Annotated in this window: 14 protein-coding genes and 1 pseudogene; 5 read left to right on the top strand and 10 right to left on the bottom strand. The window is 65.6% G+C overall.

Features of this window, described 5'->3' with window-relative positions; all coding sequences use genetic code 11:
- Positions 1–62: 62 nt before the first annotated feature.
- The 4 genes from FB597_RS09305 to polA form a co-directional block, all read right to left on the bottom strand.
- Positions 63–1,088 carry a PDR/VanB family oxidoreductase gene (locus tag FB597_RS09305; protein ID WP_144769388.1) on the bottom strand — a complete coding sequence of 342 codons (1,026 nt, stop codon included), beginning with the start codon at positions 1,086–1,088 and terminating at the stop codon, positions 63–65.
- Positions 1,089–1,504: 416 nt separating this feature from the next.
- Positions 1,505–2,389 carry a dienelactone hydrolase family protein gene (locus FB597_RS09310; RefSeq protein ID WP_144769390.1) on the bottom strand — a complete coding sequence of 295 codons (885 nt, stop codon included), beginning with the start codon at positions 2,387–2,389 and terminating at the stop codon, positions 1,505–1,507.
- 254 nt (positions 2,390–2,643) lie between these two features.
- Positions 2,644–4,320, bottom strand: a complete 1,677-nt coding sequence (locus FB597_RS09315) for a methyl-accepting chemotaxis protein (RefSeq protein ID WP_144769392.1) — start codon at positions 4,318–4,320, stop codon at positions 2,644–2,646.
- Positions 4,321–4,683: 363 nt separating this feature from the next.
- Positions 4,684–7,452, bottom strand: coding sequence for a DNA polymerase I (gene polA, locus FB597_RS09320; protein ID WP_144769394.1), 2,769 nt, complete (start codon positions 7,450–7,452; stop codon positions 4,684–4,686).
- Here polA and FB597_RS09325 point away from each other — a divergent pair, their 5' ends adjacent.
- The 5 genes from FB597_RS09325 (at position 7,453) to FB597_RS09345 (ending at position 12,430) form a co-directional block, all read left to right on the top strand.
- A complete protein-coding gene (locus FB597_RS09325; protein WP_144769396.1) occupies positions 7,453–8,199 on the top strand; it encodes a TIGR00730 family Rossman fold protein in 747 nt (248 codons plus the stop codon).
- A 166-nt stretch (positions 8,200–8,365) separates the two neighbouring features.
- On the top strand, positions 8,366–8,812 hold the full coding sequence (locus FB597_RS09330) for a hypothetical protein (RefSeq protein WP_144769398.1): 447 nt from the start codon (positions 8,366–8,368) through the stop codon (positions 8,810–8,812).
- Between the two features lie 161 nt (positions 8,813–8,973).
- The gene (locus tag FB597_RS09335) at positions 8,974–9,936 is read left to right on the top strand and encodes a homoserine kinase (protein WP_144769400.1); all 963 of its coding nucleotides are present in this window, start codon (positions 8,974–8,976) and stop codon (positions 9,934–9,936) included.
- 24 nt (positions 9,937–9,960) lie between these two features.
- On the top strand, positions 9,961–10,764 hold the full coding sequence (locus tag FB597_RS09340; protein ID WP_141914571.1) for a BPSS1780 family membrane protein: 804 nt from the start codon (positions 9,961–9,963) through the stop codon (positions 10,762–10,764).
- Between the two features lie 103 nt (positions 10,765–10,867).
- Positions 10,868–12,430 (top strand): PAS domain-containing methyl-accepting chemotaxis protein, encoded by a 1,563-nt coding sequence (locus FB597_RS09345; RefSeq protein ID WP_141914572.1) that lies wholly within the window; start codon positions 10,868–10,870, stop codon positions 12,428–12,430.
- A 91-nt stretch (positions 12,431–12,521) separates the two neighbouring features.
- Here FB597_RS09345 and xylB read toward each other — a convergent pair whose 3' ends face one another.
- From xylB to FB597_RS09375, 6 genes and pseudogenes are all read right to left on the bottom strand, one after another.
- Positions 12,522–13,997, bottom strand: a complete 1,476-nt coding sequence (xylB, locus tag FB597_RS09350; RefSeq protein ID WP_141914573.1) for a xylulokinase — start codon at positions 13,995–13,997, stop codon at positions 12,522–12,524.
- A 57-nt stretch (positions 13,998–14,054) separates the two neighbouring features.
- Positions 14,055–15,494: a D-arabinitol 4-dehydrogenase gene (dalD, locus tag FB597_RS09355; RefSeq protein ID WP_141914574.1), complete on the bottom strand. Its 1,440-nt coding sequence runs from the start codon at positions 15,492–15,494 to the stop codon at positions 14,055–14,057.
- 29 nt (positions 15,495–15,523) lie between these two features.
- A complete protein-coding gene (locus FB597_RS09360) occupies positions 15,524–16,639 on the bottom strand; it encodes an ABC transporter ATP-binding protein (RefSeq protein ID WP_141914575.1) in 1,116 nt (371 codons plus the stop codon).
- 100 nt (positions 16,640–16,739) lie between these two features.
- Entirely contained in the window at positions 16,740–17,456 is a 717-nt protein-coding gene (locus tag FB597_RS09365) for an HAD family phosphatase (RefSeq protein ID WP_141914576.1), read from the bottom strand.
- Positions 17,456–18,238 (bottom strand): annotated as a pseudogene (locus FB597_RS09370) (carbohydrate ABC transporter permease); the annotation flags it as partial. The pseudogene FB597_RS09370 and the gene FB597_RS09365, both read right to left, overlap by 1 nt.
- A 29-nt stretch (positions 18,239–18,267) precedes the next feature.
- Positions 18,268–19,248, bottom strand: a complete 981-nt coding sequence (locus tag FB597_RS09375) for a carbohydrate ABC transporter permease (RefSeq protein WP_141914578.1) — start codon at positions 19,246–19,248, stop codon at positions 18,268–18,270.
- Positions 19,249–19,418 lie beyond the last annotated feature (170 nt).

Raw genomic sequence — 19,418 nt, forward strand, 5'->3', positions numbered from 1 at the left:
TGCCTGCCTTGCGCTTGCTTTTTCATAGCCTTCCTCTTTTGGTGGGTTGATCGAAGATGGAATCAGAGGTCCAGCACCAGCCGCGGCCCGCCGCAACGCGACACGCAGGGCATGATGCTGCGCCCGGCCGCGCGCTCGGCGGCCGACAGCACGCTGTCGCGGTGTACCGGCTGGCCCTCGATGACGATGCTCTCGCAACTGCCGCAAAATCCTTCGCCGCAGGACGTGGCGATGTGCACGCCGGCCCCGGCCGCCGCGGCCACGATGCTCTGTCCGGGCTGCACGGTGCAGCGCACGCCGGAGCGCTGCAGCACCAGCTCGAATCTGTCCTGCCCGGCATGCCCCGCAACCGTGGGAGCAACGCCGACCGGCGCGGCGAACAGTTCGGCATGCACATCGGCATCGCGCCAGCCGCCCTGCCGGGCGGCGTCGCGCGCGGCATCGATGAAGGGCGGCGGCCCGCACACATACAGCGGCGCGGGTGCCGGCAAAGCCGCCAGCGCGGCGCGGATGGCAAGCTGCGTCTCGGCCGCATCCAGCCCCAGGTGCAGACTCAGGCCCGCCTGCGCCACGGCCAGCTCATCGAAAAAGGCCGCGTGCCGCAAGCTGCGCGCGAAATAGTGCAGGCGATGGCTGCGCCCGGCATGGGCCAGCGCGGCGGCCATCGCATAGATCGGCGTGATGCCGATGCCTGCGGCCAGCAGCACCGGCGCGCGTCCGTCATCGGCCAGCGCGAAGGCATTGGCCGGCGGCGCCGCGACGATGACGTCGCCTGCGCCGACCCGCTCATGCAAATAGGCAGAACCGCCGCGCGAAGCCGCTTCGCGCTTGACGGCGATGCGATAGCAGCCGCGCTCATGCGGCGTATTGCACAGCGAATAGCTGCGCGCCAGGCCATCGGCCAGGTGCAGCCGGAGATGCGCACCCGGCGTCCACGGCGGCAGCGGCGCGCCATCGGCGGCATGCAGCTCGAACAGCCGGACATCGGCTGCGATCTCGCGCACGGCAGCCACGCGCAAAGGCAACAGTGCCGGCGCCGCCCCGGCGGAAACGAAAACATCGGCGGAAGCATCGGCGACGGCATTCATCGCGCGCCTCGCCGGGAACGCAGCACTAAAAGAAGGGAGTGCATGGCAGATGGACGCTGCCGCTGCATGGAAAAAAACAAGGGATGATGGGCATGGGCGCTGATCATGGTCTCGTGTCCTATCGAATTGCACAGGACCATCGGAAGGATCCGATGGCATCACGAGCAATGCCCCGCAAGTCTGGTGAAACCGACTGCTAGCCGCTTCTACTCAGGTAACGATGATGCAAACCGCGTGCCAGCTTCGGCGACGCTGCTTTGCGGGGCAAACACATGTGTTTACTGCCCAGGAAAATAAAAAAGGGGACGGAAATTTCCGTCCCCTGCGCATGCTGCCGGCACAAATTGGTGCGCGCCGCATTGATGCGAATCAGACCCGCACCAATGCGATGCCGGCGTCGGCGCGCCGGTGCGTCATCAAATCACGCCATGGCTCTTGAACCAGGCCACCACATGGGCCCAGGCATCCTTGGCATCGGCCTCGACATAGCTCGGCCGGTAGTCGGCGTTGAAGGCGTGACCGGAATTCGGGTAGACGTGGAATTCCGACTTGTTGCCGGTCTTCTGCAGCGCCTCCTTCATCTGCTCGACGGTAGACACCGGGATACCCTGGTCCTTGGCGCCGTACAGTCCGATCACCGGCACCTTCAGCGAAGGGGCGATATCGATCGGCTGCTGCGGGAACAGCGCGCTCTTGTCGCCGACGAGGCGGCCGTACCAGGCCGCGCCGGCCTTGACCTTGGGATTGTGGGCGCTGTACAGCCAGACGATGCGCCCGCCCCAGCAAAAGCCGGTGATGCCCAGGCGCCTGGTGTCGCCGCCGTTTTCGCCGGCCCACGCGACAAAGGCGTCGATGTCGCCCATGACTTGCTCGTCAGGCACCTTGGAGATGATGTCCTTCTGCAGCTCGGCGATCGAGGTGTAGGCCAGCGGGTTGCCCTGGCGGATGAAGAAGTCCGGCGCGATGGCCAGGTAGCCGAGCTTGGCGAAACGGCGGGCGATGTCGGCGATGTGCTCGTGCACGCCGAAGATCTCCGATACCACGATCACTACCGGCAAATTGGTCTTGCCTTCCGGCTGGGCGCGGTAGGCCGGCACGCGCTGGCCGTTGACGGTGATCGCCACCTCGCCCGCGGTCAGGCCGGCGGTGTCGGTCTTGATCATGGTCTGCGCGCACACCGGCAGCACCGCGGCGGCAAACCCTGTGCCCAGCGCGGTCTTGAGGAAAGTACGGCGATCGGGGGCGCCGGACAGGCTGCTCTGGCCCAGCAAACTGTCGAGGTCTTTGCGAAAGTCGTTCATCGGGTTCTCCATGGTTCGGACGAGTGTCCTGGGGTGGATCGGTTGTGATGGCGGTTCCAACAGCCTGCTGAAAACCGGCAATGGCGGAAATGCTGGCTGGCGGCGCATCGCGGCCGCGCCAATGAAAAAGCGGCCCGCATGCGGGCCGCTTTGGCGGAAGAGAGACTTCAGTTGCTACGGCGTCTCACATTCCTGGCAGGCCGGCTTGCATCCCAAGCCGGATACTACCCGCAAACGGACGCACGATGTCAACCTCAGGCCTGCACCGCCAGCACCTTGCCGCCGGCCGGCAGCTCCGGCGCCGCCGGCGTGACATCGATGGTGCGCTCGTCACCGGCATAGGTTTGCGCGGCCAGGCTCTGGCTGGCATCCAGGCGGAACACGCTGACCAGTTGCTGCAGGCCGGAAGCCTGCTCCTGCAGCGAGCGCGCGGCGGCCGCTGCCTGCTCCACCAGCGCCGCATTCTGCTGGGTCATGTCGTCGATCTGGATGATGGCTTCATTGACCTGCTCGATGCCGCTGCTCTGTTCGCTGTTGGCGTGGGTGATCTCGGTCATCACTTCGGTCACGCGCTTGATGCTGGCGACGATATCGTTCATGGTGCTGCCGGCCTGCTCGACCAGCTTGCTGCCGTTCTCCACCTTGCCCACCGAGTCGCCGATCAATACCTTGATCTCCTTGGCCGCCGCCGCCGAACGCTGCGCCAGCGAACGCACTTCCGATGCCACCACCGCGAAGCCGCGCCCCTGCTCGCCGGCGCGCGCGGCTTCCACCGCCGCGTTCAACGCCAGGATGTTGGTCTGGAAGGCGATGCCGTCGATCACGCTGACGATGTCGGCCACCTTTTGCGAAGAGGCATTGATCGACTGCATGGTTTCCACCACCTGCGAGACGATCGAGCCGCCCTGCACCGCCACGTCGGACGCCGCCAGGGCCAGGCCGTTGGCCTGGTGCGCGTTCTCGGCATTCTGCTTGACGGTGGAATTGAGCTGTTCCATCGAAGAGGCGGTCTCTTCCAGGGCGCCCGCCTGCTGCTCGGTGCGGGAGGACAGGTCGAGGTTGCCGCGCGCGATTTCCGAGGAGGCGGTGGTGATGGTTTCGGAACCGTTGCGTACCTCGGCCACGATGGCCGCCAGCTTGTCGCGCATGGCGCGCATGGCCACCATGAGGCTGTCGGTATCGCCGGCACGGGTATTGATGCGCACCGCCAGGTCGCCCTCGGCGATCTGGCCGGCGATCTTCACCGCATAGTCGGGTTCGCCGCCCAGCTTGCGCAGCAGGTGGCGGGTCAGCCAAATAGCGGCCAGGATGGCGGTCACCACGCCGATGGCGCTGGTGATGAGCATCAGCAGGCGCGCCTGGGCGTAGGCGGCGGCGCTGGCGGCGGCGGCCTCCTTGTTGAGCCGGTCTTCCAGCACGGCCAGCGACTTCAGCTCGACTTGCCACGACTTTTGCACCGGCAGGTATTGGTCCTTCAGGAACTGCGCCAGCTCATAGGCTTCGCGGCGCTGGCCGAACTCCACCGCCTGGACGATCAGTTTTTCAGCGTTGTCGGCCTGGGCCTTGATTTTGGGCAGGGCGGCCATTTCCTCGTCGGTGGTGCCGTGCGATTGCTCGAACAGTTGCTGCAGCTTCTGCACCGACATCTTGTACTTGAGGGTCTGGGCGTCGATGTATTGCGCCTCGATGTCGACATCCTCGGGCGCGGCCGGCAGCATCAGGTTGCGCAGCGAGATGGAGCGCTCGGCCACGGTGTCCATCATGTCCTTGACCAGCGCGCTTTCAGGGTTCTTGACCTCCACCACGTTATTGAAGCGCGCCTGCAGCTGGTGCATGTTGTAGATGCCGAAAGCGGTCACCAGCACCAGCAGCAGCACCACCCACGCAAACCCGAGCCCCAGGCGCGTACCCACTTTGATCCCTGACTTCATTACGTCTCCTCCTAGTGTCATCACCGGGGGGCATTGAACGAAAAGCCGGGGAGAAGCGGCACGCGCCGCGCGCTATCCCTGCGCGCCTGCCTGCCTTGATGCGTCCCTATCCCCTGCCGGCGCCTTCGCCGCAGCCTCCTTCCTGTGCCGGATTCGATCCGGCCTTCCCTCCATCCGTGCGCGCCGTCTTGTGGTTATTGGGGCGGTCGCGGCGGATGCTTCCTGACTTATTGTTATTGATGTTGCGGTGCTACGGCCTTGCGCTGCCTTGTCGTTTGTCCTTGTCGGCGCGCCACGGGTACTGACGGAACCGGCTTGTCCGAATGACATGCTTTTTGTTGCGCAGCTTGTGCCAGGCGGAAATTAATGCGCCTCGTCCCAATTCTTACCGATTCCGACCTCCGCAAGCAAGGGAACTTTCAGTTCCGCAACATTTTTCATCAGTTCGGGCAGCTTTTCGCGCACCAAATCGAGTTCTTGTTGCGGGACTTCCAACACCAGTTCGTCATGCACCTGCATGATCATGCGGGTGGCCAGCCGCTCCGACTCCAGCCAGCCCTGCACGGCGATCATTGCCAGTTTGATCAGATCGGCGGCGGTACCCTGCATCGGCGCGTTGATCGCCGCCCGTTCGGCGCCCTGGCGGCGCGGGCCGTTGGGCGAGTTGATCTCGGGCAGCCACAGGCGGCGGCCGAACACGGTTTCGACATAACCGCGCGCCTTGGCCTGCATGCGCGTCTCGTCCATGTAGCGCTTCACACCCGAGAAACGCTGGAAGTATTTATCGATGTACATCTGCGCGGCGGAGCGCTCGATGCCGAGGTTGCCGGCCAGGCCGAAGGCGCTCATGCCGTAGATCAGGCCGAAGTTGATCACCTTGGCATAGCGGCGCTGCTCGGACTCGACCTTGTCGGGCGCGATGCCGAAGATCTCGGCGGCGGTGGCGCGGTGGATGTCTTCGCCGTCGGCGAAGGCCTTCAACATGTTTTCGTCTTCCGAGATGTGCGCCATGATGCGCAACTCGATCTGCGAATAGTCGGCCGAGACGATCACGCTGCCCTCCGGCGCCACGAAGGCTTCGCGGATGCGGCGGCCTTCGGCGGTGCGGATCGGGATGTTCTGCAGGTTGGGATCGTTGGAGGCCAGGCGGCCGGTCACCGCCACCGCCTGCGCGTAGTTGGTGTGCACGCGGCCGGTGTCCGGGTTGACCATCTTGGGCAGCTTGTCGGTGTAGGTCGACTTCAGCTTGGCCAGGCCGCGGTAGTCCAGCAGCACCTTGGGCAGCGGGTAATCCTCGGCCAGCTTCTGCAGCACTTCCTCGTCGGTGGACGGCGCGCCGGAGGCGGTCTTCTTCACCACCGGCAGCTCCAGCTTGCCGAACAGGATCTCGCCCAGCTGCTTGGGCGAATTCAGGTTGAACGGCTGGCCGGCCAGGTCGTAGGCCTGCTGCTCGATTTCCAGCATGCGGCGGCCGAGGTCGTGCGACTGCTGCGCCAGGCGTTCGCTGTCGATCAGCACGCCGTTGCGTTCGATCTTCTGCAGCACCACCGAGGTCGGCACTTCGATCTGTTCGTAGATGAAGCGCAACTTGTCGTCGTGCTCGATCTGCGGCCACATGGCGCGATGCAGCGCCAGCGTGACATCGGCGTCTTCGGCCGCGTAGGCGGTGGCGCGCTCAAGCGCCACTTCGTTGAAGCCGATCTGCGAAGCGCCCTTGCCGCATACCTCGGCGTAGGTGATGGTCTTGCGGTCGAGGTGGCGCGCGGCCAGGCTGTCCATGTCGTGCGTGCGGTGCGACTCGAATACGTAGGACTCCAGCAGCGTGTCGTGCCGGATGCCGGCGACCTGGATGCCGTAGTTGGCAAAGATGTGGCTGTCGTATTTCAGGTTCTGGCCGAGCTTGGGCTTGGCGGCGTCTTCCAGCCAGGGCTTGAGCTTTGCCAGTACATGGTCGCGCGCCAGCTGCGGCGGCGCGTCCTGGTAGTTGTGGCCGACCGGGATATAGGCGGCGCGGCCCGGCTCGCAGCACAGCGAAATGCCGACCAGCGTGGCCTGCATCGCTTCCAGCGAGGTGGTTTCGGTATCGACCGCGGTCAACGCGGCGGCATCGATGATGGCAATCCATTGATCCAGTTGCGCGTCGGTCAGCACGGTCTCGTACTCGACGGGCGCTGCCGGCGCGAACAGGCCGCCTTGGGCCGGATCGCCGGCCGCAGCGGGGGAACCGCCCGCAGGCGACGCGGCCGCCGAACCAGCGCCTGACGGAGCGGCGTCTTCGCTGATCTCGCGCAGCCAGGTGCGGAAGTTATAGCGGGTGAACAGTTCCTTGAGCGCGGCCTTGTCCTGCGGCGCCATGGTCAGCGACTCCAGGATGGTCGACATGTGCGCCGACAGGTCGCAGTCGGTCTTGACAGTCACCAAGACCCTGCCCTGCGGCAGCCAGTCCAGGGCACGGCGCAGGTTGTCGCCGACCACGCCGCCGATCTTGTCGGCGTTGGCCATCACGCCGTCCAGCGAGCCGTAGGCGGTCAGCCATTTCACCGCGGTCTTGGGCCCACATTTTTCGACGCCGGGAACGTTATCGACGGTGTCGCCGATGAGGCTGAGGTAATCCACGATACGATCCGGCGGCACGCCGAATTTCTCGGTCACGCCCTTGACGTCCAGTATCTCGTTGCTCATGGTGTTGACCAGCGTGACATGCTCGTTGACCAGTTGCGCCATGTCCTTGTCGCCGGTGGAGACGATGGTGTCGAGCCCGGCGGCGGTGGCCTGCACCGACAGCGTGCCGATGACGTCGTCGGCCTCGATGCCTTCGACCATCAGGATCGGCCAGCCCAGCGCGCGCACCGCGGCATGGATGGGTTCGATCTGCAGCGCCAGGTCTTCCGGCATCGACTTGCGGGTGGCCTTGTAGTCGGCATAGAGATCGTCGCGGAAGGTCTTCCCCTTGGCATCGAACACACAGGCGACGTAACTTGCGGGATAATCGTTGCGCAGTCGGCGCAGCATATTGATGATGCCGTACAGCGCACCGGTGGGCGCGCCTTCCGCGTTACGCATATCGGGCAGGGCATGGAACGCGCGATACAGGTAACTGGAACCATCAACTAACAACAAGGTTTTTTGCATATGGAACAAAGAGGAAAAAAAGTACCGCGACTGCGGGAAGTGAACGACATTGAGCGCGCCACGGCCAAGAAGGCGCGCGAGTCGTGGCATGTACTCACGATTATGGCAGAATTCATCGAATCGACCGAACGCCTGTCCGAGCTGCGTCCCGCCGTTTCCATCTTCGGTTCCGCCCGCACCAAACCCGACGATCCGCACTACGCGCTGTGCATCGACATCGCGCGCCGCCTGTCCGACGCCGGCTTTGCCGTGATCTCCGGCGGCGGCCCCGGCATCATGGAAGCGGCCAACAAGGGCGCCTTCGACGGCGCCTCGCCGTCGGTGGGCCTGAACATCGAACTGCCGCATGAGCAGCACGGCAACGGCTGGCAGGACATCTCGCTGTCGTTCCGCCACTTCTTCGCGCGCAAGGTGGCCTTCGTCAAGTATGCCGACGCCTATGTGGTGCTGCCCGGCGGCTTCGGCACGCTGGATGAGCTGACCGAGGCGCTGACCCTGATGCAGACCGGCAAGTCGCGCCTGATGCCGGTGATCCTGGTGGGCAGCCAGTTCTGGGCCGGCCTGGTCGACTGGATCAAGACCCGCCTGGTCGACGACGGCATGATCTCGCCCAAGGACCTGAACCTGCTGCAGGTCATCGACGAACCGGCCGAGGTCGTCAGGGCCATCCAGAAATTCCACGCAGAGAAGGAAAAAACCGCCGACAGCCATGTGGAGATCGAACGGCAAAGCGGCATGTTCCTGTAATCGGCGCCCCCTCCGAGGCCGCCCTCCAAAGCCCGCGACGGCCAGCCGCGGGCTTTTTCATGCCTGATCCTGCAACAAAGGCCATTTCCGCATTGAAACGCGGCAAGCCTGCAACGATGGTTTGCTACAATGGCCGGAAACGACACCACTCCTTTCCTAAAAGATCATGAAACCAACCAACGTCTGGTCCAAAGAGTCCCTGGCTGCCGCCTTGCTGTGCGCCGCCGCCGGCCTGGCTGCCCCGCTGGCCGTGGCGCAGCAGCCCCAGCAGGCGCCTTCCGCCCAGCCGGCGCCGCCGCCGCCCGAACTGGAAAAGCTGGAAGAAGGCGAGCCGCCGGCCGTGACCATCCGCAAGCCCGGCGATGACGGCAAGGGCAGCGGCAACAGCATCAAGGAACACCGCGACCACGGCCAGACCAAGGAAATCGAGGTCAAGTCCGGCCCCAGCACCTATTACCTGCGCCCCAACCAGAACCTCGGCAGTTCCACGCCGGGCGATGCCCAGAGCGGCCCGCCGACCAATGCCCAATGGAAGGTCGGCGAGTTCGACTGGGGCGTCAAGAAGAAGCCCGACGGCAGCGGCAACGACAGCGGCGACGCCAACGCAAAGTAAGCACCTCCTGCATCGATAGCCGGTGCGCCTTCGATTACGCCGCCAACGCGGCTGCCCAGCCCGAACGGCTTTGATGGACGACCGTTCGGACTGAGCAGCGGCAACGCCGCGTATCGCAGGCGCGCCGACGACTTTAAAGCACCACTTCTTTCTCTTTCGTCATGGCAGTCTTTACACCGGTCAGTCTTGAACAGCTCTCCGACTGGATCAAGCAATTCCCGCTCGGCAAAGCCACCTCGATCAAGGGCATCTCTTCCGGCATCGAGAACAGCAACTTCTTCATCGGCACCGAGCGCGGCGAGTACGTGCTGACCCTGTTTGAAAAACTGCATATCGAGCAATTGCCGTTCTACCTGGAACTGATGCGCCACCTGGCGCAGCGCGGCATCCCGGTGCCGGCGCCGGTTCCCAACGACCGCGGCGCCATCGCCAACCTGCTCAACGGCAAACCGGCGGCCATCGTCAGCAAGCTGGAAGGCGAATCGCAACTCGATCCGCAACCGGTGCACTGCGCCTCGCTGGGCGACATGCTGGCGCGCATGCACATGGCGGCCCAGGACTTCAAGATCATGCAACCCAACCTGCGCGGCCTGGCATGGTGGCTGGAAACCACGCCGGCGGTGTTGCCTTTCCTGCCGGCCGAACTGGGACGGCTGCTGGCCGACGAGGTGCAATACCAGAAGGACTTCGCCGCCACCGCCTCCTACCGCGCCCTGCCGCGCGGACCGGTGCACGCCGACCTGTTCCGCAACAATGCGATGTTCACCGGCGACCGGCTCTCCGGCATCTTCGACTTTTACTTCGCCGGCTGCGACACCTGGCTGTTCGACCTGGCGGTGACGGTCAACGACTGGTGCGTGGACCTGGACAGCGGCGCGCTCGATCTCGAACGCACCGAGGCCATGCTGGCGGCCTACCGCGCGGTGCGGCCGTTCTCCGAGGCCGAGCGCCAGGCCTGGCAACCGATGCTGCGCGCGGCCGCGCTGCGCTTCTGGCTGTCGCGCCTGTTCGACTACTACATGCCGCGTGAAGCCGAAATGCTCACGCCGCATGACCCGACGCATTTCGAACGCATCCTGCGGCTGCGCATCGGGGAGGCGCCGCCTCCCCTGCAGCTCCCCTGACAAGTGAGCGATTAAGCAAGCGATATGGAAAAAATTCCCGCAAAAGACGGCTGGCTCTGGGTCAAGCAAGGCTTCGCGCTGTTTCGCAAGCAGCCGGCCGAGATGTCCACGCTATTCCTGACCTACATGTTCCTGATGCTGGCGCTGGGCCTCATCCCGGTGTTCGGCCAGATTCTGCCGCTGATCCTGATCCCGCTGTTTGCGATGCCGTTCATGCAAGCCTGCGTGCAGATCGAAAAGGGCCAGCGCGTCTATCCCAACCTGCTGCTGGTCGCTTTCCGCGATCCGGCGCGCAACACCCTGCTCAAGCTGGGCCTGCTGTACCTGCTGGCCGCCACGCTGGCGGTCGCCGCATCCGCGCTGGCCGACGGCGGCATCTTCTGGAAAGCCATGATGGGCGGCGGCCTGGAAGCCAAGGACCTGGAGAGCGCCGCCGGCAGCATGCGCATGGCCATGCTGGTTGCCGCCGCGCTGTACGTGCCGGCCGCCATGGCCTTCTGGTACGCGGCGCCGCTGATCATGTGGCAAAAGATGCCGCTGGGCAAGGCGCTGTTCTACAGCTTCTTCACCGTGCGCCGCGCCGGCGCCGCCTTCCTGCTGTATGCGCTGGCCTGGATCGTGATCGCGATCATGGTGCCCACGCTCATCAGCCTGGTCATCAGCCTGCTGACCGGCAGCATCAACGCCGTCATCTTTATCCTGCTGCCAATCTCGATAATATTGACGGTAGTCATGTACTGCTCTTTCTACCCGACATACACTGCCGTCTTCGGAAAACCCCAGAACGGGTCCAACGACCCGGCACAGGCAGCAGACCAGCCCTACTAAGCCTCTGGCGTTCACACCGGGAAGGTGAACGCCAGCGGCATGCGCCACCCGCGCTTGGCGGTTTTCATCCAGAAAACAGAACTTCTCTGCACGGGAGCAACAGATGCGCATGAACATGCCGGTCAGCGGCGTGGAACGCCTGCTGGTCGATGGCAAGGCGATCGTTTCAAAGACCGACCTCAAGGGCAATATCACCTACGTCAACCCCTACTTCATCGAGATCAGCGGTTTCGAGGAAGAAGAATTGCTGGGCGCGCCGCAAAACCTCATCCGCCACCCCGATATGCCCGGCGCAGCCTTTGCCGACATGTGGGCCACCATCAAGGGCGGCACGCCCTGGACCGGCCTGGTGAAGAACCGCAGCAAGAACGGCGACCACTATTGGGTATGCGCCAACGTCACCCCCATCCGTGAAAACGGGCAGGCGGTCGGCTACATGTCGGTCCGCACCAAGCCCGAGCGCGCCGCGGTGGCTGCCGCCGAACAACTCTATGCGTCGATCCGACGCGGCAAGGCCAAAGGCATTGCCTTGCATCGCGGGGAAGTGGTGCGCACCGGCCTGGCCGGCTGGATCGGCAAACTGGCGCGCATCCGGCTCGGCACTCGCATCAACCTGTGCATGGCTTCCATGCTGGCCATCCAGCTGGCGGTGATGTTCGCCAGCTTCGCAACCCTGCGCCAATGGTGGATCGGCGGCCTGGCCGCGGCGTCCGGCTTGATCAGCATAGCGCTGTGGCTGGCCCTGCGCGGCGCGCTGATCAAGCCGCTGCGCCAGGCGCTCGATGTCACCCATGCGATTACCGGCGGCGACCTGTCCTCGCGCATCGACACCGGCCGGCATGACGAACTGGGCCAACTGCTGGGCGCGCTGCGCCAGATGAACGTCAACCTCACGGCCATCATCGGCGACGTGCGCGCCAACGTGGAAAGCATCAATGTCGCCACGCATGAAATCGCAACCGGCAACCAGGATCTGTCGCGCCGCACCGAAGCGCAGGCGGCCAACATCGAGGAAACCGCCTCGAGCATGCAGCAACTGGCCTCGACCGTGAAGCAAAACGCCGAACACGCGCTGCAGGCCAACCAGCTGGCCGGCTCGGCCTCGTCGATCGCGACCAAGGGCGGCGACGTGGTGGCCAGCACCGGCGCCACGATGAACGAGATCAGCGACTCTTCCAACAAGATCGTCGACATCATCGGCCTGATCGACAGCATCGCCTTCCAGACCAACATCCTGGCCCTGAACGCCGCGGTGGAAGCGGCCCGCGCCGGGGAACAAGGACGCGGCTTCGCGGTGGTGGCCTCTGAGGTGCGCAGCCTGGCGCAACGTTCGGCGGGCGCCGCCAAGGAGATCAAGAAGCTGATCGACGATTCGGTGGAAAAGGTCGCGGTGGGCAACCGCCAGGTCGAGGACGCGGGCAACACCATGCGCGAGATCGTCAACTCGGTGCAGCGCGTGTGCGGCATCATGGGCGAAATCAGCGAAGCCACGCTGCAGCAAAGCGCTGGCATCGGCCAGGTGCACGAAGCGGTGACGCAGATGGATGCCGGCACCCAGCAAAACGCGGCGCTGGTGGAACAGGCGGCGGCAGCGGCGGCCAGCCTGGAAGAGCAGACCATGCGGCTGCTGCAGGCGGTATCGGTATTCAAGTTCAGCAAGAAGTAAACCGGTACGGCATCAAGACCAACGCCACCGGCTCCTGACTTCGGCCAGGACCGGTGGCGTTTTTAGAACCTATTCAAAGTATCGACGGATTTCAGCCGCCCGCTTCCCCCTGCAAGGGCGGATACGGCGCGTAGATGTCGCGATAGCGCCGCAGCCTCACCAGCAACGCGACATGCCGGCGCGCATCCGGCGCGAACGACGCCAACTGTTCCGGCTTGCGGCAGACCTGCGCCTCTTCGCCGCCATCGGCCAGCCAGGCCAGGCGCGCCGCGCCCAATGCCCCGCCGGCTTCGCTGCCGACATGGGTGACGATGCGCACGTTGAGCGCGTCGGCAATCAGTTGCGCCCAGTAGGCGCTGCGCGCGCCGCCGCCCACCAGCGAGAGCTGGCTGACATCGGTGCCGGCCGCGCGCAGCGCATCCAGGCCGTCGACCATGCCGAAGGCCACGCCTTCCAGTACCGCGTAGCCCAGCGCGGCGCGCTGGTGGTCCGGCGACAGGCCGTGGAACACGCCCAGCGCATAAGGATCATTGTGCGGCGTGCGCTCGCCCGACAAGTACGGCAGGAACAAGGGCGCGTTGGCCAGTTGCTCCGCATCGAGCTGCTCGATTTCGGCCAGCAGGTTTTTCTCGTCGACCGAACACAAGCGGCAGAACCAGCGCAGGCAACTGGCGGCCGACAGCATCACGCTCATCTGGTGCCAGCGTTGCGGCAGCGTGTGGCAAAAGGCATGGATGGCGCGCGCGGGATTGGGACGGAAGCGGTCGTTGACCACGAACAGCACCCCCGACGTGCCCAGCGAGAGGAAGCCATCGCCCGGATTGACCGCGCCGATGCCCACCGCGCTGGCGGCGCCGTCGCCGGCGCCGCCAGCCACGATCACGCCCTCCTTCAGCCCCCAGGCCCGCGCTACTGCCGGCAGCAACGTGCCGGATGCGGCGCTGCCATCCACCAGCGCCGGCATCTGGTCGCGCCGCATGCCGCTGGCGGCCAGCAGTTCATCGGACCAGTTGCGCCCTTCCACATCCAGCCACAAGGTGCCAGCCGCATCCGACGGGTCGGACACCTTGCGCCCGGTCATCTGCAGCCGCAGCCAGTCCTTGGGCAGCAGCACGGTGGCGATGCGGGCAAACAGCGCCGGCTCATGGCGCGCCACCCACATCAGCTTGGGCGCGGTAAAACCGGGCATGGCCAGGTTGCCGGCGATGCCGTGCAGGCGCGGCGCGCGCCGGCTCAGCTCGGCGCATTCCGGCGCGCTGCGAGAATCGCTCCACAGGATGGCCGGGCGCAGCACATGGTTGTCTTCATCCAGCAGCACGGCGCCGTGCATCTGGCCCGACAGGCCGATGGCGCGCACGCCGGCAAAACGCTCCTCCCCCAGCTGCGCACGCAGCTTGGCCACGGTATCGCAGGCAGCCTGCCACCAGTCGGCCGGCGCCTGTTCCGACCAGCGCGGATGCGGGCGCGACACGTTCAGCGCGCTGCCGGCCAGCGCCAGCAATGCACCGTCGGCGCCGATCACTACCGCCTTGACTTCCGACGTACCCAGGTCGATACCGAGATACATGGCGCTCCTCTTTTTTCGTTGTGCGATGGGGGATTCTATCGTGGGCCATATTACGGCCTATTTTTTTCCTCGCGCCAGCCACTGCCCGACACGCTCCACGCCCTCGCGCACCAGGGCCAGCAGGCGCTCGTCGCCGGCCAGCTCGCCCCACAGTACCGCATCGTTGCAGAAGGCCCTGACCGGATCGGCCGCCGACAGCATGGCGCGCACGGCCGCCGGATCGAAGATGCCGTCCTGGTATGCGTAGGGCAACTTCCCTGCGTTCCAGCGCTGCAGGAACACGAAGAACAGCGCCGGCAGCATGGCCGTGGCGCGCGGCGCGCGGCCAGCCGCCAGGCTCTCCTGCAGCGTCGGCCGGATGAAGCCCGGGATCTTGGAATAGCCGTCGGCGGCGACGCGCTGGTTGGTGTCCTGGATGGCCGGATTGCCGAAGCGCGCCAGCGTGGTGTCGCGATAGGCGGCCAGGTCGAGCGGGCTGGGCGTCAGGCACGGGATCACGTCCTGCGTGACGTAATCGTAGGCCATCTGGCGGATGTCGTCGCGCAGCGTGCCCTCGTGGATGTACTGTAACCCGGCCAGCGTGCCGGCCCAGGCGATGCAGCTATGGCTGGCGTTGAGGATGCGGATCTTGGCCTCTTCATAGGGCAGCACCGATGCCACCATCTCGACGCCGGCCCGCTCCAGGCGCGGGCGGCCGGCCTTGAAGTCGTCCTCGATCACCCACTGGATGAAGGATTCGCCCATCAGTGCGCAGGGGTCGTCCATGCCGATGACGGCCTTGACGCGCTCGGCCACGGCCGGGGTCGGGCGCGGCGTGATGCGGTCGACCATGGCGTTGGGGCTGGTGGTGCAGCGCTCCACCCAGGCGGCCAGTTGCGCCTCGCCGCGCAGCGCTAGGAACTGCAGCAGGCCGTCGCGGAAGCGCTCGCCGTTGTGGCGCAGGTTGTCGCAGTTGAGCAGCGTCAGCCCGGCCTGCGCATGCGCGGCGCGGCGCGCCTGCAGGATCGCGGCGATGGCGCCATAGATGGTGCGCGGACGGCCGCTGCCGTCGAGCGCGCAGCGCAGGTCGTCGGCCAAGTCGATGTTGGCGGTATCGAGCCGGTGCTGGTGGTCGAGATAGTAGCCGCCCTCGGTCACGGTAAAGGAGATGATGCGGGTGCGCTCCTCGGCGCCGGCCGCGATCAGCTGCGTGAGCTGTTCATCCCAGGGGATGATGCGGCCGATGACGTCGATGGTCTGGTAGCTGCGCTCGCCCTGCGGGGTGACGGTTTCCAGCGTGTAGCGCCCGTGCTGGCGCGCCAGCGCCTCCAGCAGCGGCGCCATGTCGGCCCGGATGTTGGCCAGCGCCAGTTGCCAGCGGCGGTCGGCGCCGCTCTCGCGCAGGGCGTTGAGGTAGACCGCCTGGTGGGCGCGGTGGAAGGAGCCGGCACCGATGTGCAGCCAGGTCAGGCTGTCTTCGGCTTGCTCGTCCTGGATGGGGGTGGCGGTGCTTGTCATGCCGTGTCCTTGTTCGTTGCTGCGATGGTTCAGTGCGGCCTTGCGGATGCCGCTGCGGCCAGGCGCGGCAGCGCGCTGCCATCCTGGCGGAACAGGTGGCAGCGCGCCGGGTCGGCGGCCAGCCCGAGCATGCTGCCATGCGCCGGGTTGAGGCTGTCGGGCACGCGCAGGATCAGCGCTTCGTCGGCGCCGTCATAGGCCGCGTACAAGTAGGAGAAGTCGCCCAGCAGTTCCAGCGCCGTGCAGCGCGCCTGCAGCGCCGCCTGCCCCTGGGCGATACTGAGGTGTTCGGGGCGCACGCCCAGCGTCACCTGCTCGCCGGGCTGCAAGCCGGCGCCGTCGACCATCGCCAGTTGCTGGCCGCCGCCGGACAACTGCAGCAGCACGCCGCCGGCCTGCACCGACACGACCGTGCCGTCGATGAAGTTCATCTTGGGCGAGCCGATGAAGCCGGCCACGAAACGGTTGGCCGGATGATGGTACAGCTGCTGGGGCGAGCCGACCTGCTCGATGCGCCCCTCGGACAGCACCACGATCTTGTCGGCCAGCGTCATCGCCTCGATCTGGTCATGGGTGACGTAGATCATGGTGGTCTTGAGGTCGTCGTGCAGCCTGGCGAACTCCAGGCGCATCTTCACGCGCAGCGCGGCATCGAGGTTCGACAGCGGCTCGTCGAACAGGAACACGCTGGGTTGGCGCGTGATGGCGCGGCCGATCGCCACGCGCTGGCGCTGGCCTCCGGACAGCGCGCGCGGCTTGCGGTCGAGCAGGTGGTCGATGTGCAGGATCTTGGCGGCATGCTGCACGGCGGCGTCGATCTCTGCCCTGGACTTGCCCGCGATCTTCAGGCCGAAGGCCATGTTGTCGTACAGGCTCATGTGCGGGTACAGCGCATACGACTGGAACACCATCGCCACCCCGCGCTTGGCGGCAGGCACATCGTTCATGCGGCGCGCGCCGATATCGAGGTCGCCGTCGCTGATGTCTTCCAGGCCGGCGATCATGCGCAGCAGGGTCGACTTGCCGCAGCCCGAAGGGCCGACAAAGACCACGAACTCGCCGTCCTCGATCTCCAGGTTGATGTCGCGCATGACTTCGTTGTCTTCGTAGCGCTTGGCCAGGTTTCTGATGCTTACTGCTGCCATGTCGTTCTCCTTTGTTTCTATATTTGCTTCATATGAGAGTCGCTAACAAAACGCCGCCGGCAAGGAGGCGCAACGCCGCCAGCGGCGTTTTTAGCGGCTCTCAGCGCAGCCAGACCAGTTCGCAGATCAACTGCGGAAACTGCTTCATGTCGTCGAACACCTTGCTGGCGCCAGCCTCCAGCAACCGGCGCGCCATCGCCTTGCGGTCGTGCGCCACGCCGGTAAACCCCAGCACATGCATGCCGGCCGCCGCCGCCGCGCGCACCCCGGTGACGCTGTCGTCGACCGCCACGCAGCGAGCCGGCTCGATGCCGAAGCCGGCCGCGGCCGCCAGGTAGACGTCAGGCGCCGGCTTGGGCTGGCCAACGTCGTGCGCGCTGTAGATGCGTCCCTCGAACTGCGCGTACAGGCCGCAGCGGCGCAGCCCGCTCTCGATGCGCGGGGCGTCGCTGTTGCTGGCCACCGCGCGCGGCAGGCGGATCGCCTGCAGGGCTTCGGCGATGCCCGGCACCGGTTGCGCTTCCTCGCCGCAGGCGCGGCCGACGCTTTCATGCAGGCGCTCGACCTGCTGCGCGCTCAAGCCCAATGCGAATTCGGCATCGACCTCGGCCAGCAGCAGGTCGGTATACATGCCGAGGCGGTTGGCGATGGCCGCATGCAAGGCGGCGCTGCGGCTTTCCTCATCGGCCTGGGCGCCGGCAGCCGGCAGCAACGGCAACAGTTCGCGGTGCAGTACGCCCAGCGCGATGCTTTCGCTGTCGAGCAGCACGCCGTCGCAATCGCACACCAGGTGGGTGATGGCTTGCCGCGTCATCATCACTTCACCGCGCCGAAGGTCAGGCCGCGCACCAGCTGTTTCTGCGCCAGCCAGCCGAGCGCCATGATGGGCGCGATCGCCAGCAGCGAAGCGGCCGACAACTTGGCCCAGAACAGCCCTTCCGGATTGGAATAGGAGGCGATGAACACCGTCAGCGGCGCGGCATTGACACTGGTCAGGTTGAGGCTCCAGAAGGCCTCGTTCCAGGACAGGATGACCAGCAGCAGCGCCGTCGAGGCCAGGCCCGGCATGGCGGTCGGCAGCAGCAGGTAGACCATCTCCTGCCAGGCGTTGGCGCCGTCGATGCGCGCCGCTTCCAGGATCTCCTTGGGCACGTCGTTGAAGTAGGTGAAGGCCATCCACACCGCGATGGGCAAGTTGATCAGCGTGTAGATCAGGGTCAGGCCGGTGACGGTGTCGAGCATGCCGCTGTTCTTGGCCAGCAGGTAGATCGGGATCAGCACGCCCACCGCCGGCATCATCTTGGTCGACAGCATCCACAGCAAGAGTTTCTGCGTGCGCCCGGTCGGGAAGAAAGCCATCGAGTATGCGGCCGGCACCGCCAGCAGCAAACTCAGCACGGTCGAGCCCAGCGACACGATCAGCGAGTTCTGCACGAAGCCGAGGTAATGGCTGCGGCTGAAGACCTCGCGGAATGTGTCCAGCGTGGGCAGGGAGAGCAATGTCGGGCTATAGGCCTGGTGCTCGGTCTTGAAGGCGGTGATCGCCACCCAGAAGATCGGGAAGAACAGGACGATGGCGCAGCTCCACGCCAGGATGCCGACCCACCAGGGGCTTTTCTTTTGCGCGCTCATTTCTCGTTCGCTCCTTTGAGGTTCCTGGCCAGCATGCGCACCAGGAAGAAAGACACGATGTTGGCCAGCACCACGGCGATGATGCCGCCGGCCGAAGCGATGCCGATGTCGAACTGCTGCAGGCCGATGGAATAAACCAGGTAGGTCAGGTTGGTGGTGGCGGTGCCGGGACCGCCGGCGGTGGTGGTGAAGATCTCGGCGAAGACCGACAGCAGGAAGATGGTCTCGATCATGATCACCACCGTGATGGCGCGCTTCAAGTGCGGCAGCACGATGTAGAAGAAGATGCGCACCGGCCCGGCGCCGTCGAGCTGGGCGGCTTCCTTCTGGTCGTTGTCGAGCGACTGCAGCGCGGTCAGCAAAATCAGGAAGGCGAACGGTATCCACTGCCAGGCGACGATGACGATCACCGACAGCATCGGGTATTGGGCCAGCCAGTCGACCGGCTCCAGCCCGAGGTGGCGCATGACGAACGCCAGCATGCCGTAGACCGGGTGCATGATCATGTTCTTCCAGATCAGCGCGGCCACGGTGGGCATCACGAAGAACGGCCCGATCACCAGCAGGCGCGCGATGCCGCGGCCGCGGAATGGCTGGTCGAACAGCACCGCCAGCAGGGTGCCGCCGATCACGCTGATGGCCAGCACCGAACCGATCAGCAGCGCGGTATTGCCGATCGAAGGCCAGAACGCCGGGTCTTCCAGCAGGAACTGGTAGTTCTCCAGGCCGACGAAACCGGTCTGGTCGGGCGCCATCAGGTTGTAGCGGTTGACCGAGAACCAGATGGTCATGGCCAGCGGCACGATCATCCAGGCCAGCAGGATCAGCACCGACGGCGTTTGCAGCAGGCGGACGGGATTGAAGCGCTGCGGCGCGCTTGCGCGGCCGCCGGCCCTGGTGGCGCGCGGCGGCGTGCGGGGTGCGGAGGTCGGTTGGCTCTGCATGGCGGGAGGATGGATGGGATGGATCGATGGCATGGCGGCCTCGGCGAATCGGAGCAATCGGGACCGTCTGGCGCGGCGCATGTGCGCCAGGCCGGCCGGGAAGGCGGCGCGGCCGCTCCTTCGACATTCAGGCGTACGGAAGGAACGGGCCGCGTTGCGAGGGACTGCGTTGATGACGATGTTGAATTGCTTGCGTTACCTGA

The organism is Herbaspirillum sp. SJZ099, from assembly GCF_007828355.1.
Classification (GTDB): Bacteria; Pseudomonadota; Gammaproteobacteria; order Burkholderiales; family Burkholderiaceae_D; genus Herbaspirillum.